The sequence below is a fragment of the Erwinia mallotivora genome, assembly GCF_000590885.1.
GTDB classification, from domain to species: domain Bacteria; phylum Pseudomonadota; class Gammaproteobacteria; order Enterobacterales; family Enterobacteriaceae; genus Erwinia; species Erwinia mallotivora.
Map to the genome: position 1 here is coordinate 83,569 of NZ_JFHN01000063.1, position 22,813 is coordinate 106,381.

A 22,813-nucleotide genomic window follows, 5' to 3' on the forward strand; every position below is an offset into this window, starting at 1 on the left:
CTAAAACTCAAACTGATAGAGCACATCAAGGGCCTGGTCTACGCCAGACACCGCTTCCAAATAAAGTTTAGGCATCAGGCGATAACGCAGCGTTAAGGTCGCCAGTGAATCAAATATGCCAACACCGTATTTAACCTGCAGACCCGGCAGAACGTAACCACTAACCTGAACCTGCTGGCTGTCACCAACGCCAGTGGTATCCAGTGCGAGATTACTGACGCCGAAAGTCTCACCGATTTTACCCACAACCTGACCACTTTGCGCAAGCCCCAATCCAACCAGCGCTGAAGTTAATGCAGCGCTGTCGCTCCCGGAAGCGTCCAGTCCCTGCCCACGAAGCAGATAAGACAGGGCTTCCTGCTGGGACATAGTCGGGTCGGAGAACACCTCCGCCTTTGGCTCATCGGCCAGCCCCGTCACCCGAACACCCGCCGTCACATTATCTTCCGTCGCTTCAGGGTTACGGATCGCCTCAATATTCAGCCAGGGCTGATCCGCCGGCCCGGCAAACTGCAACTCGCCTTTACGCACGATCAGATCCTGCCCGTAAGCATGGAAACGACCTGAAGGGATGTTGATCTGTCCGTTCAGGCCCAATCCACGGCGGTCCTGCGCCAGCTTCAGATCGCCATTCAGTTTTGCTTTCAGACCGAAGGCATCAAGCCGGACATCGTTACCCACATGGATGACCAGATTACTGTTGATCGGAATTGAAGCACTTTGCGGCGCAACAGGTTGCAGGTTTTTATCCAGCAGGACTTCGTCAGCAGAGACGCCTACCGCGCTCTCCGGCACTTCCTGCACGGTAATTCGCGCCCACGGAATATCCACGCGGCCACTCAGATTAAACACTTGTGGCGTGGCTTCGAATACCAAATCGGGCGACACATCCATCCTGACCATCGGCGGGACCGTTACACGTATGCGACTGCCTTTAGCCGCGATGCGCGCACGCCAGGCATCCAGCTGACTCCAGTCAGCATCCCCGTTCAGCGCAATTTGTCCACGAGAGGTTTGCACCATCCCCTCCAGGGTCGAACTCATGCCGTTAAACAGCATATTCACACTGGCCGTGGTCAGATCAACCGGCATAAAACTGCCCTGTACATCGACACTTTTCAGCCCCAACTGCCCGAACACCTGCGGTTTTTGCAGGTTGCCTGCCAGTCGCAGATTGCTGTTGAGTATCCCGGCAATTTTCTCACCCTGCATCAGAGCCGGATTGAGCATCGCCAGATCGATACGGGTAATATTGACGTTACCAGAAAGCGTGCGTTTATTTTGCGGATCCGCTATCTGTACATTACCGTCCAGCTGACCGTTCTTCGCAATGCGGATCAGCCAGTCGAGCTGCGCTTTACCATCACGCAATGCGGCGTTCAGATTCAGCGTATCAAAGGCGATGGGCAGCGTATTCCCCTGTACATTCTGCGCCACTTTCACTCCGTTCCCCTTCAGGGAGACGCGTCCCTGCGGCAAGGCACCGTCCGCCGTCCAGCTCACGTCGGCATCGCCGGTAAACAGCCCGCTGAGCCTGGTTTCGTCGCTGAGGAACGGCTTCGCCATTGCCAGATCGAAGCGATTAAGCACCACTTTTGCATGACCTGATGGCCCTGCCTCGATGGTTTGTGGCACGCAGAGCTGAGCATTGGGGTTTTGCCAGCAGTGTGCGCCGATGGAGACCGTCTGCCTGCTGTTCTGGTAATCAAGGGCAATATCCCGCGTCAGACGCCAGACACCAACCGGCGTGTCGAAACGGGTGTGATTCAGGCTGCCCTGCCAGCGCTGAGCCTGGCGATCAAAACCGCCGTTAAGCTGCAACTGCCCGGATACCGGTTTGCCGTTAACCGACAACGTTAGCTGATGCTGCTTCTCGTTACCGCTGGCATCCAGGTTCAGTCGGGCTATCTCCAGCGCATCCTGCTTCACGCGCTCTACCCGCAGCGCCAGCTTGCCCGCAATCTGCTCACCCGAACTGACATCACCCTTGAGCGCAACGCGGCCCACGCTCAGTGCCTGCCAGCGCAGGCCGGTTGCGGTCAGATCGGCCAGCAGCTGTGGCGTTTTCAAATCGCCGCGCGCCTGAATGGTCCCCACCGCCACGCCACCCAGCCCCGGCAGCGCGTTGTCCAGATGACGGGCATCAATATGGGTATCCAGATTGAGCTTATCGCCCAGCGAACCTTTCAGATCAACGTTGTTACGTCCCAGTACCAGTTTAATGCCCGGTATATCCCACTGGTTGTAACTGTTGCCGTACAGAGAACCATCAGCCGTCACCGCATTCTGTTTGACGTTACCGCGCAGTTGCAGCTCCGGCACCCGCACCTGCCAACTGCCGCCATACAGGCTGCCGCGCGTGGTAATTTTTCCATTCAGCTTCGCAGGCCAGTCAGGGTATTGCCTGGCGGTGTTAATACCGGAAAGCGTCAGTTCACTGTGCCAGCTGATGGCTTTGCTCCAGTCCACCAGCGCGGTAAGGTCGGTATTGCCTTCTAACGCCGCCAGTCGCAGTTTATCCAGCGAGAACTGCTCTGCGTTACCTTTGCCGTCCAGCGTCAGCGTCGCCGGAGGGATGGCCTGCCCTTTCAGCGCCGCCTTCAGCGACATCGCATAGTCGGTCATTTTGCCGCTGAAACTGAAATGAAGATCATCCGCCTGATACGCAGTTTCGCCGCTCAACGGCCAGCGTAACTGAGGGCTTTGTAAGGTCACTGACAGCGGCAGGCCAGCCTCAGCCAGCCGGGTTTGCGCATCCATCTGCACCCGCACGGGACCGGACAGATTCAGCGCCATCGTCAGTTGATCACGCAGCCCTCCCGCCAGGGTTAATTTTATTTTTTCACCCTTCAGCGGCTCAAGGTTTAGCGCGCTGTTAAGGGTAAAATTCACCGGCCAGTTGTCGGCCAGGGTCGCCTGCCCCTGAGCGTTCAACTGTCCCTGCGGCGAATCCACATCCAGCGTTTCCAGATGCAGCAGGCGATCTTCGGTTCGGGCTTTTACCAGCAGACGGTTAACCGCAATGTCGCTGTCACCGGTAATGCGCAGCTGCTCACCAAGGATTTGCTGGATATCAACATCCAGCGGCATTCTGAAATCAGGCAGCTCAGGCAGTAACGGTTTGGCGAACATCGCTTTCAGCGTCTCGCCCAGCGGCTGTTCCTCTGGGCGGGGCTGCTGTACTTTTGCCTGCACCACCTGTTGATCGGCAACTTTTGCCGCTTTCGGCAGCGCAATTAACAATCCCTGAATGTGAGTCGGGTTCAGCGTCAACGCTCGCTGCTGCCAGTGAATACCGGAAGTGAAATCCGCCAGCGATATCGCCGTGTCATCCACCGTGACATTGATATTGTGCAGAGCCAGATGACGCAGCGTAATGGGATAAGGCGTGCTCAGTTCCGCAGAGGCGCTGTTGTCTTGCTCTGGTACGGGGGCCGCAGGGGCCATTTTCTTACTGTCCACCGCAACCTGCACATCTTTCAACGCAAGGTCATTGACACAGAACGCACTGTGGCGGAGGCAACCCAACTGAACCGCGAGGTGAAACTCCCCGACATTCACCGTGATGCCCGGCATGGCATACTGCACGCCGGTCAGCCGAAGATCGCGCCAGCCTCCCTTAACCTGTTTGATAGCCAGCCCCGGCACCCAACGTGTTGCGCCATTCAGCAGCAGATGCAGACCCGGCGTCGTGGCAATCAAAAATGTTACGCCGCCCAACAGCAACAGCAGAAAAATCAGGATACCAATCAGAACCTTCTTCCAACGACTCATAGTTCAGGCCCCAATCCGATGTAAAACTGTATATCCCGGTTTTCGTCATCACCAATCGGACGGGCGATGTCCAGTTTGATCGGGCCAACCGGTGACTGCCAGCGCACGCCAAAACCCGCACCGGTTTTGAAATTACTCTGTTTGATGTCGTTCACCGCTTCCCCGGAATCAACAAACACCGCTCCCCACCATTTGCCGGTGACGTTGTACTGATATTCCAGCGAACCGGTCGCCAGTTTGGAGGCCCCGGTCAGCTTGCCGTCATCGTCACGCGGCGAGATACCTTTATATTTGTACCCACGAATGCTGCGATCGCCGCCGGCAAAGAAACGCAGATCCGGCGGCACCCGATCAAAGTCATTGGTTTCGATCCAGCCGAGATTGCCGCGCATCACAAAACGGTGTTTCTCTGCCAGGGTGCGGATCCAGACGTTTTGCGCCTGCACCACGGCAAAATCAATATCCGATCCCCAGCTGGTGTCAGACACATCCAGCGAGTAGCGCTGTGAATCCCCCCAGTCTGGCATCAGCCCGCCGCGTGAGCGGGTGCGGTTGATACTGACACCGGGATAAATAAGCATGGTGGTATTGGTGACGTTGGCCTGGGTAAAGTGATCCAGACTCCAGCGCAGGTTAACCGCGCGCTGCCAGCCAGAGGTGGACTCCCAGTAGCGGGAAGCCGCCAGCGTGGATGAGTCGGCTTTGGTGTCGTTAAGATCGGTTCTTTTCAGCCCGCCCTGCAACAGGTAATACTGTTCGATTGGTGCCTTAAGTAACGGAATTTTATAGCTGAAGTCGAGCTGTTGCTCAGGCGCTGATATGTTGGCGCTGGTGGTAAAGCTGTGACCATATGAGTTAACCCAGGGCCTTTTCCATGTGGCTTTGACCCTTGGGCCGACATCGGTGGAGTAGCCTACCCCGGTTTCAATGGTGTTTTCCGTGCGTGGGCTGACCACCCCATGCAGCGGCAGGATTTTGCTTTTTCGTCCCTGATCAAACTGCGGGGCCACCACCACAGAGTTGAACCAGCCGCTCGCTGACAGCCGTCGGTTCAGTTCAGCCAGGTCCCGGGAGCTGTAGTAGTCGCCTTTTTTGAACGGCACCAGATTTTGCAGGTATTCCTCACGGATCTGAGAGCCTTCAAAGGTGACATCGCCAAAACGATAACGATCGCCACTGTTGTAGTCGATATCCCAGAATGCCTGCCGCCGCTCAACTGAAACGCCCAGCTGGCTTTTGCTGTAATCGGCATCGAAATAACCTTTACGCAGCGCCATGTTGCTCAGCGAACTTTTGAAACTGTCGTAATCACCGTGGTTCAGTACTTTACCGATTTTCGACCGCCCGGTGCTGCGCAGCGCCAGGTAGTCCGGATCTTTACTGGCACCACCACGGAAAATAACCGTTTCATCGGCCAGAATAACGGGTTCTCCCGGCTTAACGCGGGCCAGCAGCACCGGACGCTTGCCGCCTGGCGGCGGTGGCTGAAGCTGGAATGCAATCTCAGGTTCGTAATAGCCGAGCGCTTTAAGTCCCTCTTTTATTGCTTCACTGACGCGGGCACGAAAGCGACCATCGGACGACACTTCATCGCTGGAAATGGTGGAAAGTCGCGCACGGACATTCTTTTGTAACTCTCCGGATAACCCTGTCACCTGCAAGCGCACATTCGCCGCCTGAGCGAGAGGTGCAGCGGCGATCAGGCAAAACAGGCAATACAAATGAATTCGTGACACGCTTACTCCTGATTTATGGCAGGCCCGAATCCTGATGGGCGCATACTCTGCTGTCATTCATTAATCTGAGTGGGATTCTGCGTCTGGCAACAACGGTCAGAAAAGACTCACATTTCACCCATAGCGGATAATTTTTTGACTTATTGTGTGCAAAGAAACGACACGATACAACACAGGATCGTGATCGAATGTAACGCCATGTTCTCAGCCACTTCATTGTCGGATAAATCTTAGGCAGGATTTTGCCGCGGGCAGGGAAATCTGGCGGCTTTGCCAGCGGCAATTGTATGCCATCATTCGCGCAGCTATAATCACCAGCGCAGGTCATCTGTGGCCTGTGCTTCTTCTGCCTGGTGGTGATACCCGCCTGTCGCAGACATTTTTGGCACGGATAGCCCAAATAAACCTGACGGCACCATCCCACCGGGATGCTGACGCGCTGCCCAGGCCAAAAATGACAAGTCATTAACTCAGGGCCTGTTTCTGTCTCAACCCGACTGAATCAGCCATCTTATGGATGCTTTATGTTAGACAGCCTGCTTGTCATCTTACTACTGATCGCCATCAGTTCATTTTTCTCCCTGTCGGAAATCTCGCTGGCAGCCGCGCGCAAAATTAAGCTTAAGCTGCTGGCCGATGAAGGAAACATTAATGCGCAACGGGTATTGAAAATGCAGGAATCCCCCGGCATGTTCTTTACCGTCGTGCAGATTGGCCTGAATGCGGTGGCCATCCTGGGAGGGATTGTGGGAGATTCCGCTTTTTCTCCGGCGTTCAGCCAGCTGTTTAATCGTTTTGTTAATCCGCAACTGGCAGAGCAACTCAGCTTTATCTGCTCCTTTACCCTGGTCACCAGCCTGTTTATCCTCTTCGCAGACCTTTTTCCAAAACGGCTGGGAATGATCGCTCCGGAAATCATCGCGCTGAAGATCATTAACCCGATGCGCTTCTGCCTGCTGATTTTTCGTCCGCTGGTGTGGTTTTTTAACGGCGGCGCGAACATCATTTTTCGCCTGTTCAAAATCCCCCTGGTGCGCAAAGACGATATAACTTCCGATGATATTTATGCCGTTGTTGAAGCGGGCGCCCTGGCAGGCGTGCTGCGCAAACAGGAGCATGAGCTGATTGAAAACGTATTCGAGCTTGAATCGCGCACGGTCCCCTCTTCCATGACCTCACGAGAAAATGTGGTGTGGTTTGATATGCATGAAGATGAGGCCAGTCTGAAAGAGAAGATAGCCAATCATCCGCACTCCAAGTTTCTGGTTTGCAACGAAGATATTGACCATATTATTGGCTATGTCGATTCCAAAGAGCTGTTGCTGCGGGTACTGGGTAATCAAAGTATGGCGCTGAGTAGCGGTGTCCAAATCCGTTCTGCTCTGATTGTTCCCGATACGCTGACGCTGTCAGAAGCGCTGGAGAGTTTCAAAACCGCCGGAGAAGATTTTGCGGTGATCATGAATGAGTACGCGCTGGTGGTCGGAATTATTACCCTGAATGATGTGATGACCACCCTGATGGGCGATCTGGTCGGTCAGGGTATGGAAGAGCAGATTGTCGCGCGTGATGAAAACTCCTGGCTGGTTGAGGGAGGAACCCCGATTGATGACGTAATGCGCGTATTGCATATTGATGAGTTTCCGCAGTCCGGCAACTATGAAACCATCGGCGGCTTTATGATGTATATGCTGCGCAAAATCCCCAAACGCACCGACTTTGTTAAATTCCACGGCTACAAGTTTGAGGTGGTCGATATCGACAGTTATCGTATCGATCAGCTGCTGGTGACGCGCATTGATGCCCGGCCGGCGTCGCTGCTGAGCAAGCAGGAAGAAGAAAAAGTCGAAAGCTGATGGCGACCAGCAGGAACAAAAATCGGGCTGCAAAAGAGAAATGCGGAGAGGAGATGTACTGCGGGCAAATCCTGAAGGCAGAAGATATATTCTGCCCTCTGCGATCAGTTTAATTCAGTTTGTAAACGCAATACCTGGCGGTTCACTTCTGACATCACACTGTAATGCTGTTTATCTTTGATTCGTGGGATCAGTATTTTCCCTTTATCAAATTCAAACGCGCCAACGTTTTTTATATAAAATCTGCCACGAAACAGTGTCTTAACGTATTTAGCGACCTGTAGCGGATTATATCGCTGAAAAATCTTCATTCTGATACGACTCCTGAGTAACCACGCGCGATTATCGGTGCAAACCTGGCACAACTCCCTCAGCGCAAAGTGCATCAACTATAGCCTGGTTGTCGCGTTAAAAAGCGAAAAATTGAATTTTTTTACTGCATTTACACATCATGACAGTGTGCTCTTTTATCTAATGACCCGATGACAGTATAAACCTTCAAATGTCAATAATTTGTGCGTCATGTTGCATATGTGTTTCTCAGATACGACATCCTTATCATCTGTGTTTATTATTTCAGAAGCATGATCAACCAGTCCGTCAACGATATCAGGAGCTGTGATGACCTTCTTTCGCCCGGTTTTTTTACTATTGACGACACTGCTGCCACTGATGGCCAGTGCCCATAATTTTACGATTGGGCAGCGGGTGCCCCCCGTGGGTATCAGTGATAAGGGCGAACTCGTATGGCAACAGGACAAATTCAGTTATCAGAGCTGGAACAGTGCGAAGCTGCCGGGGAAAGTCAGAGTGATACAACATATCGCTGGCCGCGCTTCTGCTAAGGAAAAAAACGCCGCGTTAGTCGAAGCAATTAAGTCAGCGAAATTTCCCCATGATCGCTACCAGACCACCACGCTGGTAAATACCGATGATGCCATTCCCGGTACGGGGATGTTCGTGCGCAGCAGCATCGAAAATAACAAGAAGCAGTTCCCGTGGTCACAGTTTATCGTCGACAGTAATGGTCTGGCGAAGAAAAGCTGGCAGCTGGAAAATGAAGGTTCAGCGATAGTGGTGCTGGATAAGGCAGGACGGGTACGTTTCGCCAAAGACGGTGCGCTGACCGCCGTTGAGATTCAGCAGGTGATCCGGCTGGTACAGCAACTGTTACAGCAGAATGACGCCTGACAAAAGCGCCGTAAGCAGCAATTAATCCCCTCAGTCTGGGGCAGGCATCACCTGCCCTTATGCCACATCAGCAGGACTAAAAGATAGAAACGCGAAAGCCGGGATTAAGAAATGATTCTCGTGGCGTGTAGTCCAGCGTTTTTCCCTGCCAGTCATGTACATGTGCCCCGGCGGCAATGGCGACGGCATGTCCTGCACCGGTATCCCAAATGTTGGTTGGTCCAAAGCGTGGATAGAGCTGTGCCTTACCCTCTGCCACCAGACAAAACTTCAGGGACGAACCAATTGCCGTGGTCTGATGCTCACCCAACTGACTGAGATAATCCTCCAGTTCACTGTCTGCATGCGAGCGGCTCACCACCACCAGCGGTGGTCGGGCTTCCCGCACCTGGATCTGCGTTTTGTGGCCCCCCTCTTCTTTCCACGCTTTACCATCGGCAGCGGAATACATGATGTCCAGCACCGGCGCGTAAACCACACCCAGTACCGGGCGACCCTTCTCGATTAAAGCAATATTGACGGTAAACTCGCCATTACGCTTGATAAACTCTTTGGTGCCGTCCAGCGGATCAACCAGCCAGTAACGCTGCCAGTGCTGACGCACTTCCCAGGCTACCGGGTCCTCTTCTGAAAGCAGCGGAATATCGGGAGAGAGTGCCGTCAGCCCCTGCACAATCACCTTGTGTGCAGCGATATCTGCGGCAGTTACCGGTGAGTGGTCCAACTTTTGCGAAACATCAAGCGGTGCCTCACCGTCATACACCTGCATAATCGCAACGCCTGCGTCTCGTGCCAGCTGGCAAATTTTATTGAGCATCTTTTCACCTCGTATTGCATACGCATACCGGCTGTGAACTTCTGGTGCAGCCTTCAGCACAGCGTGCGCGAATCTGACATACCTTTGTCTATCGTAGCATGGCTTAACGACTGTCGTGAGTTGCCGCAAAATGTCCATCAGCAGTAAATACTGGTAACAGATCACATATATGTGAGACACGACGTAATAATTTCATCTTTTTTTGAGATGGTGAGGCTGACCGGACAACAAATTTTATGGAGAAAATGATGCTCAAGCCTTCTTTAGCTTTACTCACCGTGCTGATAAGCAGCACGTTACAGGCCGCAACCGTAGACTTCCGTCTGCTGGAAACCACCGACCTGCACAGCAATATGATGGACTTTGACTACTACAAAGATACGCCCAGTGAAAAATTTGGCCTGGTGCGTACCGCCACCCTGATTACTCAGGCGCGGAATGAGGTCAAAAACAGCGTGCTGGTGGACAATGGCGATATTATTCAGGGCAGCCCACTGGGCGATTATATGGCCGCCAAAGGACTGCAATCCGGTGAAGTACATCCGGTATACAAGGCGATGAACACGCTGGATTACACCGTTGGCAACCTGGGTAATCACGAATTTAACTACGGGCTGGAGTATCTGCATAAAGCTCTCAGCGGTGCACGTTTCCCCTATATCAACGCCAATATTATCGACCGTAAAACCGGCCAGCCCATGTTCACGCCTTATCTGATTAAATCGGTGCAGGTAACCGATCGCGCCGGGAAACCTCATCAGCTCAGGGTAGGATTCATCGGCTTTGTGCCACCACAGATTATGGTGTGGGACAAAAAAAATCTTAGCGGCAAAATAACCGTTAACGATATCACGCAAACCGCCCGCAAATGGGTGCCTGAGATGCGTAAGCAGGGAGCGGATCTGGTGGTCGCTATTCCCCATTCGGGCCTGTCAGGTGAGCCTTACCGCGCCATGGCAGAAAACTCCGTTTATTACCTCAGCCAGGTTCCAGGTATTGATGCCATTCTCTTCGGTCATGCCCATGCGGTATTCCCCGGCAAGGATTTTGCCAGTATTAAAGGAGCTGATATCACCAGGGGGACATTAAATGGTGTTGCTGCGGTGATGCCCGGCATGTGGGGCGATCATCTCGGTGTGGTTGATCTGGTGCTCAATAATGATAATGGGCACTGGCAGGTTAACAGTGCAAAGACAGAAGCACGTCCGATTTATGATACCGCAAACAAAAAGTCACTTGCGCCGGAGGATGCAGCCCTGGTGGATCTGCTGAAATCAGACCATCAGGCCACCCGCAAATTTGTCAGCCAGCCCATCGGCAAATCCGCCGATGTGATGTACAGCTATCTCTCCCTGATTCAGGACGATCCTACAGTGCAAATCGTGAACAATGCTCAGCGAGACTACGTAGAGCATTTTATCCAGGGCGACCCGGACCTGGCCGGTTTGCCGGTGCTCTCAGCAGCGGCACCGTTTAAAGCTGGGGGGCGTAAGAATGATCCCGCCAGCTATGTTGAAGTAGAAAAAGGCCAACTCACTTTCCGTAACGCTGCGGATTTATATCTTTACCCTAATACTCTGGCGGTAGTGAAAGTTTCAGGTCGGGAAGTAAAAGAGTGGCTGGAGTGCTCTGCTGGCCAGTTTAATCAAATCGACGTTGCCAGTGAGAAACCTCAGTCGCTGATTAACTGGAACTTCCGCACCTATAATTTTGATGTAATCGATGGCGTTAATTATCGTATTGATATCACTCAGCCCGCACGCTACAACGAAGAGTGCCAGTTAATTAATGATAAGGCGTCACGGATACGCAATCTGACATTTAACGGTAAACCGATTGACCCTACTGCCACCTTTCTGATTGCAACCAATAATTATCGGGCGTATGGCGGAAAATTTGCCGGGACCGGAGATAATCATATTGCTTTCGTCTCGCCGGATGAAAACAGGTCAGTGGTCGCAGCATATATCAGGGCACAGACTCAGGCCCATGGCGAAGTAAAACCACAGGCCGATAATAACTGGCAGCTGGCTCTCTTCAACAGCGACGCTCCGGTGGATATCAGATTTGAAACATCACCGTCTGAAAAAGCGGCAGCTTTTATCCAACACTACGCACGCTATCCACTGAAAAAAGTGGGTGATGATGAAACCGGTTTTGCTGTCTATCGGATCACATTAAATAACTAACTTTATCCATAACCCGCTACACAATAAAATTTTTCAAGCCAGGTTTACAGCAAAAATCCGGACCTGGAATCAGGTCCGGATTTATTTTTTCATGATCGATGCATATCAGAAATTAATGCACAGTTCATGTCATGGGTACATCTTTGTATCAGTCAGCCAGAATCTCAGCTGCTGCTGCTGTCGGTAGTTGTGCTGAAAATACTGGTGACAGCCGCAATCAGTCCGGATATCCCGCTGGAGATATTGGATTTACCTTCCGTGAAGTTAAGTTCAATCACCTGACCAATGCCATTTCCCAGAGTTTTAGCCGCTGAGGAAAATGTTGTGGTCAGACCGAATATCGATGCAACAGAGTCAGCCAGGCCACCGAGTGTGCTGCCAATACCAGAAGTGAGAGTGGCAATAACTCCCGCACCAGAAACCTCAGCTATTTCCATAGAGTTTAATTCACGCATATTTCATTTTCCTGTATAAATTAATATTGACTGTGTGTTCATGACAGCGAGTGCCACGGCTCACAAACTTATAATAGAAATAAAACAAATCAATTAATAAAACAGCCACAGAAAATAAATAAAATAATATACTAACTCATCAGGAAATTATTAATTAAATTAAAAAATTAAATCATGAAAGAAAAGTTTAAAATAAAACAAAAAACAGGAAAGTATAACGACGGATGTATTAAATATAATTGATAACATGTGCTGTCAAAAAAAACAATCAATTTAATCCTGAAATTTTATCTGCAATGCAGAGTTAATTAAGAAAATATCAGAAAACACCCAGGCATTTTACCGCACAGGTATAGAAAATATTCAGGGGGGGAACGTTTATCATCTGACAACGTAATATCGATTTATCTGCAACGCTATTATCAGCCGGTAAATGGTTTTCAGCATTTACCGGCAGTCTGTATTAAAGAATTTCCAGCAGCTCAACTTCAAAAATCAGCGCACTAAACGGAGGGATGGAAGCGCCCGCGCCACGTTCACCGTAAGCCAGATTATGAGGAATAGCCAGTTCCCATTTGGAACCAACCGGCATCAGTGTCAGGGCCTCAATCCAGCCTGGAATCACACCGCTGACCGGGAATTCGGCCGGTTCACCACGCTGTACGGAACTGTCAAAAACGGAACCATCGATTAACTTACCGGTGTAATGCACCCGAACGCGATCCTGGCGGGAGGGGATTGCACCATCACCTTGAGAAATCACGCTGAATTGCAGACCAGATTCAGTAGTGCTGACGCCGTCACGTTTGCTGTTCTCTTCCAGATATTTCTGTCCCTCAACGGCCATTGCCTGTTGCTGCTCGCGACGCACCGCATCGGCACGCTCATGAACTTCACGTAGTGCACGATGCACCACATCGACAGGTACTGCCGGGGAATTCCCTTCCAGTGCATCACGCAGGCCCGCTAACAGCGCTTCCGGTTGTAGCCCCTGAAGTCCCGACTCCAGCAACTGCTGACCAACCTGTAAACCAATACCGTAACTTGCTTGCGCTTCCACACTGTCAAAAGAAGGGGTAGACATGGATTTTCCTTTCATCATTGATAAAACCGAGAACGAAGCATAACAGCGCTGGCACCAGGCGTAAAATGCCATCTTCTTCAGGTGACTTTTGGCTGACAAAAAGAAACAATACCCGCATCCCCGTGGCGAGATAAACACCGCACGGACAATGCGTTATCAGCTATATTTTAATCGAGGTCAACATGGGCCATCTTGCCCGCAGGCGACGGAAAAGCCAGCCGCTTTCGCTAAAGGTTATTTTGCACCGCTTAGCCAAAAGCTCACTATTTGCGCGAGACCCGCGCCAGGAGGATGACGCCATGCCAGGTGCGTCTGTAGCAGAACGAATAGCGCAGTGGTTCCGCAGAATCTGGTTACTGCCAGATTCAGTACGCTGGATGGACCCGCTCCCTTCCTTTCATCGTCGTGGCATCATCCTCGCCGTTGTGGTGGTTTTACTGGCCTTTCTCTGGCCCTCTCCAGCCCCGGAACCACGACAGACTTCCCTGACCGGCGATAATCATGCAGCGACCGCCCCCACAATGCAGGCGGAACTCAGTAATCAGCAGGACACTTCCGCTCAACAGACAGCACAGCCATCAGGTAGCGCCGATGCGCAGGGCCAGTGGCACAGCTATCAGATAGCCTCCGGACAGACTCTGGCCCAGCTGTTTCGCGATCATAACTTACCGGTCAATGATGTGTTCGCCATGGCGCAGGTGGAAGGAAATGATAAACCCCTCAGTAATCTGCAAACCGGCCAGACAGTAAAAATCCGCCAGAATGCTCAGGGCATCGTTACCGGGCTGACCGTGGACAGCACGAACGGGCAGATTCTCTTTACTCGTCAGCAGGACGGAACCTTTCTCCGCGCTCAGTAGTTGGGGCTGACAGTAACAATAAGAATGTGGAGTGTGCTGGCAGGGGGCCTTAAAAACGCATCACCTGATCTGTGATTCATGCTGCCATAGCCTCAGCAAAGATGGCTCCCGGGGCTAAGGATTTTGCAAACAAAAACGCCGGCACAAGGCCGGCGTTTTGCTACGTAACTAAAGCCGATTAAGCTTCAGCAACGATGTTCACGATCACTTTCGCGAAGACTTCGCTGTGAACCTGGAAGTCCACTTCGTGCTCACCGGTAGTGCGCAGAACGCCGTTCGGCAGACGAACTTCGCTCTTGGCAACGTCAACGCCAGCAGCTGTTACAGCGTCAGCGATGTCGCGAGTACCGATGGAACCGAACAGTTTACCTTCGTCGCCTGCTTTAGACGTGATGGTCACACTGCCCAGTGCATTGATTTTCTCAGCACGTGCGTTAGATGCTGCCAGAACGTCAGCCAGTTTGGCTTCCAGTTCGGCACGACGCGCTTCGAAAAACTCAACGTTTTTCTTAGTAGCGGGAACCGCTTTACCCTGTGGCACCAGGAAGTTACGAGCGAAGCCCGCTTTCACGTTAACCTGGTCACCCAGGCTGCCCAGGTTTGCTACTTTATCAAGCAGAATAACTTGCATTACCTTATCCTCTTAAAGTCGTTAATGGACAGTTGCCGGTTACTGATGACGATCAGTGTACGGCAGCAGGGACAGGTAACGCGCGCGCTTGATAGCACGAGCCAGCTGACGCTGGTATTTTGCGCGAGTACCAGTGATACGGCTTGGTACAATCTTACCGCTTTCAGTGATGTAGTTTTTCAGCGTTGCGATATCTTTGTAATCGATCTCTTGAACGCCTTCCGCGGTGAAACGGCAGAACTTGCGACGACGGAAATAACGTGCCATTTGGCTAGTCTCCAGAATCTATCAATTCAATCTGCTCGGCATGCAACACGATTTTATTCAGTCCATTGCGCCCCTGATGGCTGCTAATGAATCCTGAAATCGTCAGATGCGTGCCGACCGTTATACTTTGAGTAATGGCCTGATGTGCATTGCCGCTGATCACCACCGGCATCCTGCACCAGGCTTGTCGGGTAAAACCGACTTCCACCTGCTCTGAACGGTGCTCAAGCACGAACTGGCAGTGTGGTATCCCTGACGGACTGACTTTACGCACTGGCGTTTTACAGACATTGCCAGTCAGCGTCAGTCGGTTGACCGTCACGAGAAATTACTCTTCAGAATCCCCAGCATCATCATCAGAGGTTTCGTTAGCAAAATCTTCACGACGCTCACGGCGCTCATCTTTTGCTTTAACCATTGGCGATGCTTCAGTTACCGCGTGCTTAACGCGCATAACCATGCTGCGGATAACGGCGTCGTTGAAGCGGAAGTTTGTTTCCAGCTCATCGATCGCTTCCTGCGGCGCTTCAACGTTCAGCAGAACGTAATGCGCTTTGTGCAGTTTGTTGATCGGGTAAGCCAGCTGACGACGGCCCCAGTCTTCCAGGCGGTGGATCGTACCTTCAGCACCAGTGATGGTGGCTGTGTAACGCTCGATCATGCCAGGAACCTGTTCGCTTTGGTCAGGGTGAACCATAAATACGATTTCGTAATGACGCATCGAATTTGCTCCTTACGGATTATTCAGCCTCCTGTCAGGGTCAGCCGTGGCCCATGGAAGCAAGGAACGTGTATATTTGTACGGCTGAAAAATTGACGCGTAATCTTACTGATGGTGTCGGGATAACTCAAGGTAAAGTTAATGCTGAGGGAAAATTATTCGGCCATGCGACTTTTACCGCACCTGACAGGTTTTAAATCTGTCCCCTGCCGCCATGACACCGCTACAGATGCTGCTGAAAGAATGCCACCAGCGCTTCAAGTGCGCCAGGGGTGATGCGGTGTCCCACTCCCGTTTCGATGAGGCAGGTAAGATTGTCGTCAAGCTGCGCCTCGCCTAAGGCATTTTGCAGCCGGAGACTCTCAGCAACCGGCACCAGTTCATCCGCCTCACCGTGCCAAATCAGTAAGGGGCGCCTGGCGATGTTTTCCAGACGGTCAGTAATATCATAATCTGCCAGCAGTGCGGTTTGTCTGGCTAACGCCCCGGCCAGTTCCGCCTCCCGTGGCGGGAACAGCGTATGACAAAGTGAGGAAAAGTATCCCGATCCCATCAGGCAGGCACCACTGACAAAATGCGGATAACGTGCCATCGCGCCCAGCGCCGTCATACCGCCCATGGAGCCGCCCGCCAGGGCAATCCGCTGTTGCGCAACCAGCCCTCGTTGCCGCAGCGCAGCCTCCAGAAGCGGCACCTCATCAATATTACTCCGCAGAATGTCCCAAAAATGACCGAGCCGATGCTCGCTATCGCCGTTGTAACGTGCGCCATGCTGCTGAGCATCCGGTAATACCACCCGAAAGCCCGCCAGTGCCAGCGCAACAGCAGCCCAGGACCAGACCTCTTTTGATGAGGTGAAACCATGAAAAAAAAGAACGGTCGGCAGAGGATGGTGACGTTGCCCGACCGGTGATGCGTGCAGGCACTCAATACCGGCAAAAGTTTCCGTTGCGATTTCGATCATATGCTCCCCTCAAAAAAGTACGTGACGTCAGACAGAACCGCCACCGGCTGACCAAAGGCCATATTTATAACCGCGCTCACAAAATTGAGTTCTAAATATTTTGACAGAATTGCCGTTAACCGTTACGTCCCCCTTTTCAGGTTGAGCAGGCCAGAATATGAAACTTTTCGCTTTTCGTCGCTGGAGTCTCGGCGTCAAACTGTCGGTCATTACCTCAGTTACCGTTGCGCTTTTGTTCCTGATATTAACCCTGGCCCTGACACAGAATTCAGCCAGACAGTTGCAGATACTGACACTGCAAAATATGGAAAACCAGGTGGATGGTATCAGTGATATGGCCTCGATGTTTAACAGCACACTGATTGAAGAAGTGACCAACTATACGGCACTTTTTCAGAGTTTTTTGCCAAAGCGTTTTTCTGTCGACGAAACACAAATCATTCCCGTGGGCAATGAACAGACCCCGCCCCTGCGGGCAGGTTTAAAAACCCTCAACCTGGACCAGGTGCTGGTGGATGATTTCCAGCAAAGAACCGGGGCAATCTCGACGATATTTGTGCGCATGGGTGATGATTTTATTCGCGTTTCCACCGCATTACGCAAAGAGGATGGTGAGCGCGCTGTAGGTACTCGCATGGACCACAGCAGTCCGGCCTGGGATAAAATGCGTAACGGCGAGGTCTGGCGGGGTGTGACCATGCTGTTTGGCAAACGCTATATCAGTCAGTATCAGCCTGTTAAAGACGGTGAAGGTAAGGTGATTGCGGTGCTGTTTGTCGGGCTGGAAATTACCAAACAATTTGCCCTGCTGCGTGACAAAGTGATTGCCAAGAAACTGGGTGACAGCGGGCAATTCACCGTGATCAGTAATGCAGAAGGAAAAAACCGCGGACAGTTCGTGTTTCATCCAACCCAGGAAGGCAAACTGCCTGCCTGGTCTGACGCTCTGCAACAACAGCTGTTAAATCAGGCGCAGGGCACCATCGAAACCGCCGATGAAAAAGGCAAAACGCAGATTATTGCCTGGCAGCATCAGCCGGATATGCGCTGGGTGATCCTGGCTGAGATAGACAAGGCCAGCCTGCTGGCACCCATTCAGCATATTCGTAATCTGTTTTTATTAATCGGTGCCGGGCTGGTTGCGCTGTTTGCGCTCTGTTTTGTGGTTGCCACCCGCCGCTGGCTGAGTAAACCCCTGCAACAGGTGATTGAACTGGCTCGCCAGTACTCAGCGGGAAATTTGCAGGCCACCCTGGAAACCCGTCGTCACGATGAGGTGGGACAGTTGATTGTGGCAATCAACGGCATTGGCGACGGGCTGGAACGCATCGTCTCTCAGGTCCGGGAAGCGGCGCAGGAGATCAGCGGGGGCACCGATAACATCGCGCAAAGCAGTGAAAACATCAGTGAACAAATTTCCCGTCAGGCCAGCAGCGTTGAACAGACTTCGGCGGCGATGGAACAGCTGAGTGCAACGGTGGCGCAGAATGCCGCCAATGTTGCTCAAGCCATGTCTCTGGTCGCAGAAGCAGCCACGGCGGTGGAAAAAGGCGGCGAAACCGTCTCCCGTTCGGTGGTGACGATGACCGATATCAAAAACGCTTCGCAGAGCATTGCGGATATTACTCAGGTTATTGAATCCATTGCCTTTCAGACCAATATTCTGGCACTCAACGCTGCGGTGGAAGCCGCACGGGCGGGCGAGCACGGTAAAGGATTTGCGGTGGTGGCAGCAGAAGTCCGCTCGCTGGCACAGCGTAGTGCCCAGGCTGCAAAAGAGATTGATGGCCTGATTGAAAACTCACTGAGTAAAGTGGTGCTGGGGCATGATCTTTCCGGGCAGACCCGCCAGGAGATGGACAATATTGTTGGCCGCATCGAACAGGTGAAAGTGTTGATGAGTGAGATCAACATTGCGTCGAAAGAGCAGTCTGCGGGCATCGGCCAGGTCAATCAGGCCATGACTCAGATTGGTCAGGCCACCCATCAGAGCAGTGAACTGATTACGCAATCCGAACATACCGCGCAGGAGCTGAGTCGTAAGGGACAACATCTGGGCCAGCTGGTACGGATTTTTAGCGTAAAAGCGTAACAATCTGCCGGGATAGCGTAGACTTCAGCTATCCCATCACATTGAGACATCAGAATGCAGCGGTTACTCCTTTTACTGGCAATGCTGCTGATGAGCGGCTGTAGCCTGTTCACCGTCACACCTCAGTCACCGCCTGCCGCGACGGCAAAAGCGCAGGAGATAAATCGTGCACAAAGCCTCAATTTACGGCGGACAGGCACCATCAGCGTCAGCGTTCGGGGTTCTCCGGATGATGCGCTGCGGGCCATTGCCGATAAAGCGACGGCGGCGGGTGCGAGCTGGTATCAGGTGCAACTGGTCAGCGAAACCATCATGCCGGGCTACTGGTATGCAACGGCCATTCTTTACGCCCCTGCCGTGGTCACCAGAAGCACACACCACCAGAGCCTGACAGAGGACCGTCCATACCGAACTGATACCGGCGAAAGATAAGGTGAGGAGGTTATTTAACCTGCCTGTACTTAAATGCATGGCGTTCAATAACATTGATGCCGGAGTCTAATAACAGAGCAAACAGGGTGAGTAACACTGTCCCGGCCAGAATCGTGTTGATATCAAAACTGCCTTCAGCCTGGAGAATTAAATATCCGATACCGCGGTAAGAGCCTAAATACTCCCCGACAACGGCACCGACAAAAGCCAGCCCGATAGCCATATGCAAACTTGAAAATACCCATGATGTCGCCGAGGGGAGGTAAATGGTCATCAACTGTTGACGTCTGTTCGCGCCCAGCATGCGGGCATTATCCAGTAGCACAGGGTTAACGTCACGGACACCGCGCCATACATTAAAAAAGACCACAAAAAACACCAGGGTGAGAGAGAACGCCACTTTTGACCAGATACCCAGGCCAAACCACATGGCGAAGATGGGGGCGAGAATGACGCGCGGCAACGAGTTTAATGCTTTGATATAAGGAGAGAAAATGCCTGATAACAGCGGATTAACTCCCAGAAAAAGTCCCGCCGCCATTCCCATCAGTGTGCCAATAATAAATGACAGCAGGGTTTCGCTGAGGGTGATAATCAGATGCGGATAAATTTGCGCCGGAAAATGTAATGAATAAAGAACCTGGTCTCCCCAGGCAATCTCCAGAACCCCATCACCTTCTGTAAACCATTGCCAGAGCGTCATCATCACCCGCTGAGGATCGCCAAAGAAAAACGCCAGTTGTGGATCCCGGGAGGCGATCTCCCAGATGGCAAGCACACAGAAAAATACTGATAACCTGCCCAGCACAAGTGAGGTCGGTTTTATTACGGAATTTTTATTGCTCATGTTGGGATAGATTATGTTGGTAACTTTTCAGCACTTCATCACGAAGCACGCTCCAGATATTTTTATGCAATGCGACAAACTCCGGATGAGTACGAATTTCCGTTACATCACGAGGGCGAGGCAAAGGAACTGAAAATTCACTTATTGCGCGAGTGCCCGGTCCGGCCGAAAGGACAATAACCCGATCGGCCAGAGCAATGGCTTCATCAAGATCGTGCGTGATAAAAAGTACCGCACTGCGTTTTTTTTCCCAGAGGGCCAGCAGTTCATTTTCCATTAACTGGCGAGTCTGAATATCCAGTGCAGAAAAGGGCTCATCCATCAGGATAATCTCAGGATTGAGGATCAGAGTTTGCGCCAGCGCCACACGTTTACGCATCCCTCCGGATAGTTGCGCAGGAAAGTAATCAGCAACCGCACTCAATCCCACACGCGTTAACCAGCATCTGCCCAGCGAATCAGATTCATTCGCCGGCATGCCACGGTAACCTAATCCCAGCACCACATTCTGCAAAACCGTCAGCCAGGGCAGTAACACTTCATCCTGAAACATATACCCTGCGTGCGAATTGATACCCTTCAGCGGTTTATCAAATACCGTTATCTGACCAGAAGAAGGGGCGAGCAAACCGGCACAAAGCTTTAACAACGTGGATTTGCCACACCCTGTTGGCCCAACCACAGAGACAAACTCACCTGCTGCAATCTTCAGGTGAGTTTCTGCCAGTATCATTCTTTCTGCCGGTGAGCGAGGCTGACCATAACTGTATGAAACGGCATGTAATTGAAGTGCCGTCCCACTGCGATGATCATTTTCGTTCATTGCACTGTGCTCCACTCACGTAACGATTAGTCCATGTCCGTGACAGATCGATATGCTCAGCCTGAACAGACGGATCGAAGCCAGAAAGTGCATGTAATGCTGTTTTGGTTGCTACCGGAGAGAACAGACCATCCCGCGAAATAGCAGGACGTATATGGGTAAACGCCATTTTATACAGCTCCGCATCCCCGAGAAGATAACTTTCAGGCACCGTTGCCGCCACCTCGTCAGGCGAAGCGGTGTTCAGCCAGCATAAGGCTTTCAACATCGCGGATGTTAATGCCTGAATCGTTGCCGGATTGTTCTTCAGAAATGACTCTCTGGCGTAGAGCGAACCGGCGGGCACTGGCCCACCAAAAATGGCCTCTGTGCCTGCTATTGTCCGGGTATCAGCGATAAGAGTAATGTCGTGACTTTTCTCCAGCAGAGAGATAACGGGTTCGGTATTGGCGATGGCATCGATACGTCCGGAACGTAAAGCATCTACAGCACCCGCACTGGTGCCAACACCAATAAAGGAAACATCAGCTGGTTTCAGCCCCGCCTGGGCAAGAACCAGATTTGCCACCATATTAGTGGAGGATCCCGGGGCGCTAATCCCGATTTTCTTTCCTTTCAGATCGCTAATCTGTCGGTAATTCGGCATGGTTTTCCGCGATACCGCCACCACAATTTGCGGTGCCTGGCCGGTCATGATAAACGCGGTGATGTATTGATTTTTACTTTGTAAGGTAATGGTGTGTTCATAAGCACCACTGACCACGTCAGCACTTCCGCCAATCAGTGCCTGTAGCGCTTTCCCACCGCCAGCAAAGTCTGAAATATCAACCTGTAAACCCGCCTCTTTGAAATAACCTTTCCGCTCAGCAATCGTCAGCGGCAGGTTGTATAAAACGCTTTTTCCACCGACGGCAATAGTGAGCCGTGGCTTTTCCAGCGGCACAGGAGAAGATACGGCCTGAAGACTGAGCAGCAATAAACCCGCCAGAATCCCCTTTAGCATAAATTTCATAGCTGTTTCCCTTATCTGCTAATGACACGACACAATTCAGCTAAGGTAATTTATTTATTAACTATCTGGCAATCAATAAGAATTGCTTCTGATAATTTACTGTTGGCGCGCTCAGTGATGGCGAGGCTACCGATTTTCACTTACGGATTATTTCGACTTTAGAGCCAGCTATTTTATTGAATATCAGATACTTAATTGTGATCCACACTCTGAATATCGGCAATATTTATCGGCAGGCGGCACGGAGGGAATAGTGTCTGTTTCTGTTAATAATTTCCGATATCAATTAAAGACCGGCCAGCTGACAGCCGCCGGTCCGTCGTCTCAGGCTTTGCGCTGGCGTACTGCCTCGAACAGGCAGATACCGGTAGCAACGGAGACATTCAGCGAGGAGACACTCCCCGCCATCGGAATGCTGATCAGCTCATCGCAGTGTTCACGCGTCAGACGCCGCATCCCCTCACCTTCCGCCCCCATCACCAGTGCCATCGGGCCGGTCATTTTGCTCTGATAAACATCGTGATCGGCCTCGCCCGCTGTACCGACTATCCAGATATTCGCTTCCTGCAACAGCCGCATAGTGCGGGCCAGATTAGTGACGCGGATCAACGGTACATGCTCGGCTGCGCCGCTGGCCACTTTCTTCGCCGTGGCATTTAGCTGGGCTGAGCGGTCGCGCGGCACAATAACCGCATGAACGCCTGCCGCATCGGCGCTGCGCAGGCAGGCACCGAGGTTATGTGGGTCGGTGATGCCATCCAGAATCAGCAGGAACGGGGTATCCAGACTCGCCAGCAGGTCAGGAAGATCGTTCTCCTGATACTGGCGTCCGGCCTTCACCTTCGCAACGATACCCTGATGCACACCGCCTTCCACCTGATTATCCAGCCACTGGCGGCTGGCCAGTTGGATAACAATGCCCTGGGCTTCCAGCGCCTTTATCAACGGCTGCAAACGTCGGTCGTCACGGCCTTTAAGAATAAACACTTCCTGGAAACGCTGTGGATCGCTGTCAAGCAGCGCCTGCACGGCATGAAGTCCAAAAACAATTTCACTCATTAA

Annotated in this window: 21 protein-coding genes; 6 read left to right on the top strand and 15 right to left on the bottom strand. The window is 52.0% G+C overall.

Annotation, left to right across the window (positions count from 1 at the left end):
* Both tamB and tamA read right to left on the bottom strand, forming a co-directional pair.
* Nucleotides 1-3,774 carry an autotransporter assembly complex protein TamB gene (gene tamB, locus BG55_RS16695; protein WP_034939852.1) on the bottom strand — a complete coding sequence of 1,258 codons (3,774 nt, stop codon included), beginning with the start codon at nucleotides 3,772-3,774 and terminating at the stop codon, nucleotides 1-3.
* Nucleotides 3,771-5,510, bottom strand: coding sequence for an autotransporter assembly complex protein TamA (tamA, locus tag BG55_RS16700; protein WP_034939855.1), 1,740 nt, complete (start codon nucleotides 5,508-5,510; stop codon nucleotides 3,771-3,773). Before tamA ends, tamB begins: the two co-directional genes overlap by 4 nt.
* A 524-nt stretch (nucleotides 5,511-6,034) precedes the next feature.
* On the opposite strand from tamA, the gene paeA reads away from it, so the two are divergent.
* Nucleotides 6,035-7,366: a polyamine export protein PaeA gene (gene paeA, locus BG55_RS16705; protein WP_034939857.1), complete on the top strand. Its 1,332-nt coding sequence runs from the start codon at nucleotides 6,035-6,037 to the stop codon at nucleotides 7,364-7,366.
* A 104-nt stretch (nucleotides 7,367-7,470) separates the two neighbouring features.
* Here paeA and BG55_RS16710 read toward each other — a convergent pair whose 3' ends face one another.
* Entirely contained in the window at nucleotides 7,471-7,677 is a 207-nt protein-coding gene (locus BG55_RS16710) for a DUF1107 domain-containing protein (protein WP_034939858.1), read from the bottom strand.
* Between the two features lie 310 nt (nucleotides 7,678-7,987).
* On the opposite strand from BG55_RS16710, the gene BG55_RS16715 reads away from it, so the two are divergent.
* A complete protein-coding gene (locus BG55_RS16715) occupies nucleotides 7,988-8,557 on the top strand; it encodes a YtfJ family protein (protein ID WP_034939860.1) in 570 nt (189 codons plus the stop codon).
* Nucleotides 8,558-8,633: 76 nt separating this feature from the next.
* On the opposite strand, the gene cysQ is transcribed toward BG55_RS16715, so the two are convergent.
* On the bottom strand, nucleotides 8,634-9,374 hold the full coding sequence (gene cysQ / locus BG55_RS16720) for a 3'(2'),5'-bisphosphate nucleotidase CysQ (protein WP_034939866.1): 741 nt from the start codon (nucleotides 9,372-9,374) through the stop codon (nucleotides 8,634-8,636).
* Between the two features lie 248 nt (nucleotides 9,375-9,622).
* Between cysQ and BG55_RS16725 the strand changes: the two genes are divergently transcribed.
* A complete protein-coding gene (locus BG55_RS16725) occupies nucleotides 9,623-11,563 on the top strand; it encodes a bifunctional 2',3'-cyclic-nucleotide 2'-phosphodiesterase/3'-nucleotidase (RefSeq protein ID WP_034940031.1) in 1,941 nt (646 codons plus the stop codon).
* 164 nt (nucleotides 11,564-11,727) lie between these two features.
* On the opposite strand, the gene BG55_RS21505 is transcribed toward BG55_RS16725, so the two are convergent.
* Both BG55_RS21505 and fklB read right to left on the bottom strand, forming a co-directional pair.
* Nucleotides 11,728-12,018, bottom strand: a complete 291-nt coding sequence (locus tag BG55_RS21505; RefSeq protein WP_052018915.1) for a hypothetical protein — start codon at nucleotides 12,016-12,018, stop codon at nucleotides 11,728-11,730.
* Between the two features lie 463 nt (nucleotides 12,019-12,481).
* A complete protein-coding gene (fklB, locus tag BG55_RS16735) occupies nucleotides 12,482-13,102 on the bottom strand; it encodes a BamJ family beta-barrel-assembly machinery protein (RefSeq protein ID WP_034939867.1) in 621 nt (206 codons plus the stop codon).
* Nucleotides 13,103-13,284: 182 nt separating this feature from the next.
* On the opposite strand from fklB, the gene BG55_RS16740 reads away from it, so the two are divergent.
* Nucleotides 13,285-13,962: an OapA family protein gene (locus BG55_RS16740; RefSeq protein WP_200871639.1), complete on the top strand. Its 678-nt coding sequence runs from the start codon at nucleotides 13,285-13,287 to the stop codon at nucleotides 13,960-13,962.
* Nucleotides 13,963-14,140: 178 nt separating this feature from the next.
* Here the strand turns inward: BG55_RS16740 and rplI are convergent, their stop codons facing one another.
* From rplI to yjfP, 5 genes are all read right to left on the bottom strand, one after another.
* Nucleotides 14,141-14,593 carry a 50S ribosomal protein L9 gene (gene rplI, locus BG55_RS16745; protein ID WP_034939869.1) on the bottom strand — a complete coding sequence of 151 codons (453 nt, stop codon included), beginning with the start codon at nucleotides 14,591-14,593 and terminating at the stop codon, nucleotides 14,141-14,143.
* A 39-nt stretch (nucleotides 14,594-14,632) separates the two neighbouring features.
* Nucleotides 14,633-14,860, bottom strand: a complete 228-nt coding sequence (rpsR, locus tag BG55_RS16750; protein ID WP_000135199.1) for a 30S ribosomal protein S18 — start codon at nucleotides 14,858-14,860, stop codon at nucleotides 14,633-14,635.
* A gap of 4 nt (nucleotides 14,861-14,864) precedes the next feature.
* Complete coding sequence (gene priB / locus BG55_RS16755) at nucleotides 14,865-15,182, bottom strand: primosomal replication protein N (protein ID WP_034939872.1); 318 nt, start codon at nucleotides 15,180-15,182, stop codon at nucleotides 14,865-14,867.
* Between the two features lie 6 nt (nucleotides 15,183-15,188).
* Nucleotides 15,189-15,581: a 30S ribosomal protein S6 gene (gene rpsF / locus BG55_RS16760; protein WP_034939877.1), complete on the bottom strand. Its 393-nt coding sequence runs from the start codon at nucleotides 15,579-15,581 to the stop codon at nucleotides 15,189-15,191.
* Nucleotides 15,582-15,804: 223 nt separating this feature from the next.
* Nucleotides 15,805-16,545 (bottom strand): esterase, encoded by a 741-nt coding sequence (gene yjfP / locus BG55_RS16765; RefSeq protein WP_034939880.1) that lies wholly within the window; start codon nucleotides 16,543-16,545, stop codon nucleotides 15,805-15,807.
* Between the two features lie 157 nt (nucleotides 16,546-16,702).
* Here yjfP and BG55_RS16770 point away from each other — a divergent pair, with 157 nt between their 5' ends.
* The gene (locus tag BG55_RS16770; RefSeq protein WP_034939883.1) at nucleotides 16,703-18,637 is read left to right on the top strand and encodes a methyl-accepting chemotaxis protein; all 1,935 of its coding nucleotides are present in this window, start codon (nucleotides 16,703-16,705) and stop codon (nucleotides 18,635-18,637) included.
* Nucleotides 18,638-18,691: 54 nt separating this feature from the next.
* A complete protein-coding gene (gene bsmA, locus BG55_RS16775) occupies nucleotides 18,692-19,069 on the top strand; it encodes a biofilm peroxide resistance protein BsmA (RefSeq protein ID WP_052018916.1) in 378 nt (125 codons plus the stop codon).
* A 10-nt stretch (nucleotides 19,070-19,079) separates the two neighbouring features.
* On the opposite strand, the gene BG55_RS16780 is transcribed toward bsmA, so the two are convergent.
* From BG55_RS16780 to rlmB, 4 genes are all read right to left on the bottom strand, one after another.
* Nucleotides 19,080-19,847, bottom strand: a complete 768-nt coding sequence (locus BG55_RS16780; RefSeq protein WP_200871640.1) for an ABC transporter permease — start codon at nucleotides 19,845-19,847, stop codon at nucleotides 19,080-19,082.
* A gap of 58 nt (nucleotides 19,848-19,905) precedes the next feature.
* A complete protein-coding gene (locus BG55_RS16785; protein WP_034939885.1) occupies nucleotides 19,906-20,739 on the bottom strand; it encodes an ABC transporter ATP-binding protein in 834 nt (277 codons plus the stop codon).
* Complete coding sequence (locus tag BG55_RS16790) at nucleotides 20,726-21,751, bottom strand: ABC transporter substrate-binding protein (RefSeq protein WP_034939888.1); 1,026 nt, start codon at nucleotides 21,749-21,751, stop codon at nucleotides 20,726-20,728. The genes BG55_RS16785 and BG55_RS16790 overlap by 14 nt, the downstream gene beginning before the upstream one ends.
* 324 nt (nucleotides 21,752-22,075) lie before the next feature.
* Nucleotides 22,076-22,810, bottom strand: a complete 735-nt coding sequence (gene rlmB, locus BG55_RS16795) for a 23S rRNA (guanosine(2251)-2'-O)-methyltransferase RlmB (RefSeq protein ID WP_034939890.1) — start codon at nucleotides 22,808-22,810, stop codon at nucleotides 22,076-22,078.
* Nucleotides 22,811-22,813 lie beyond the last annotated feature (3 nt).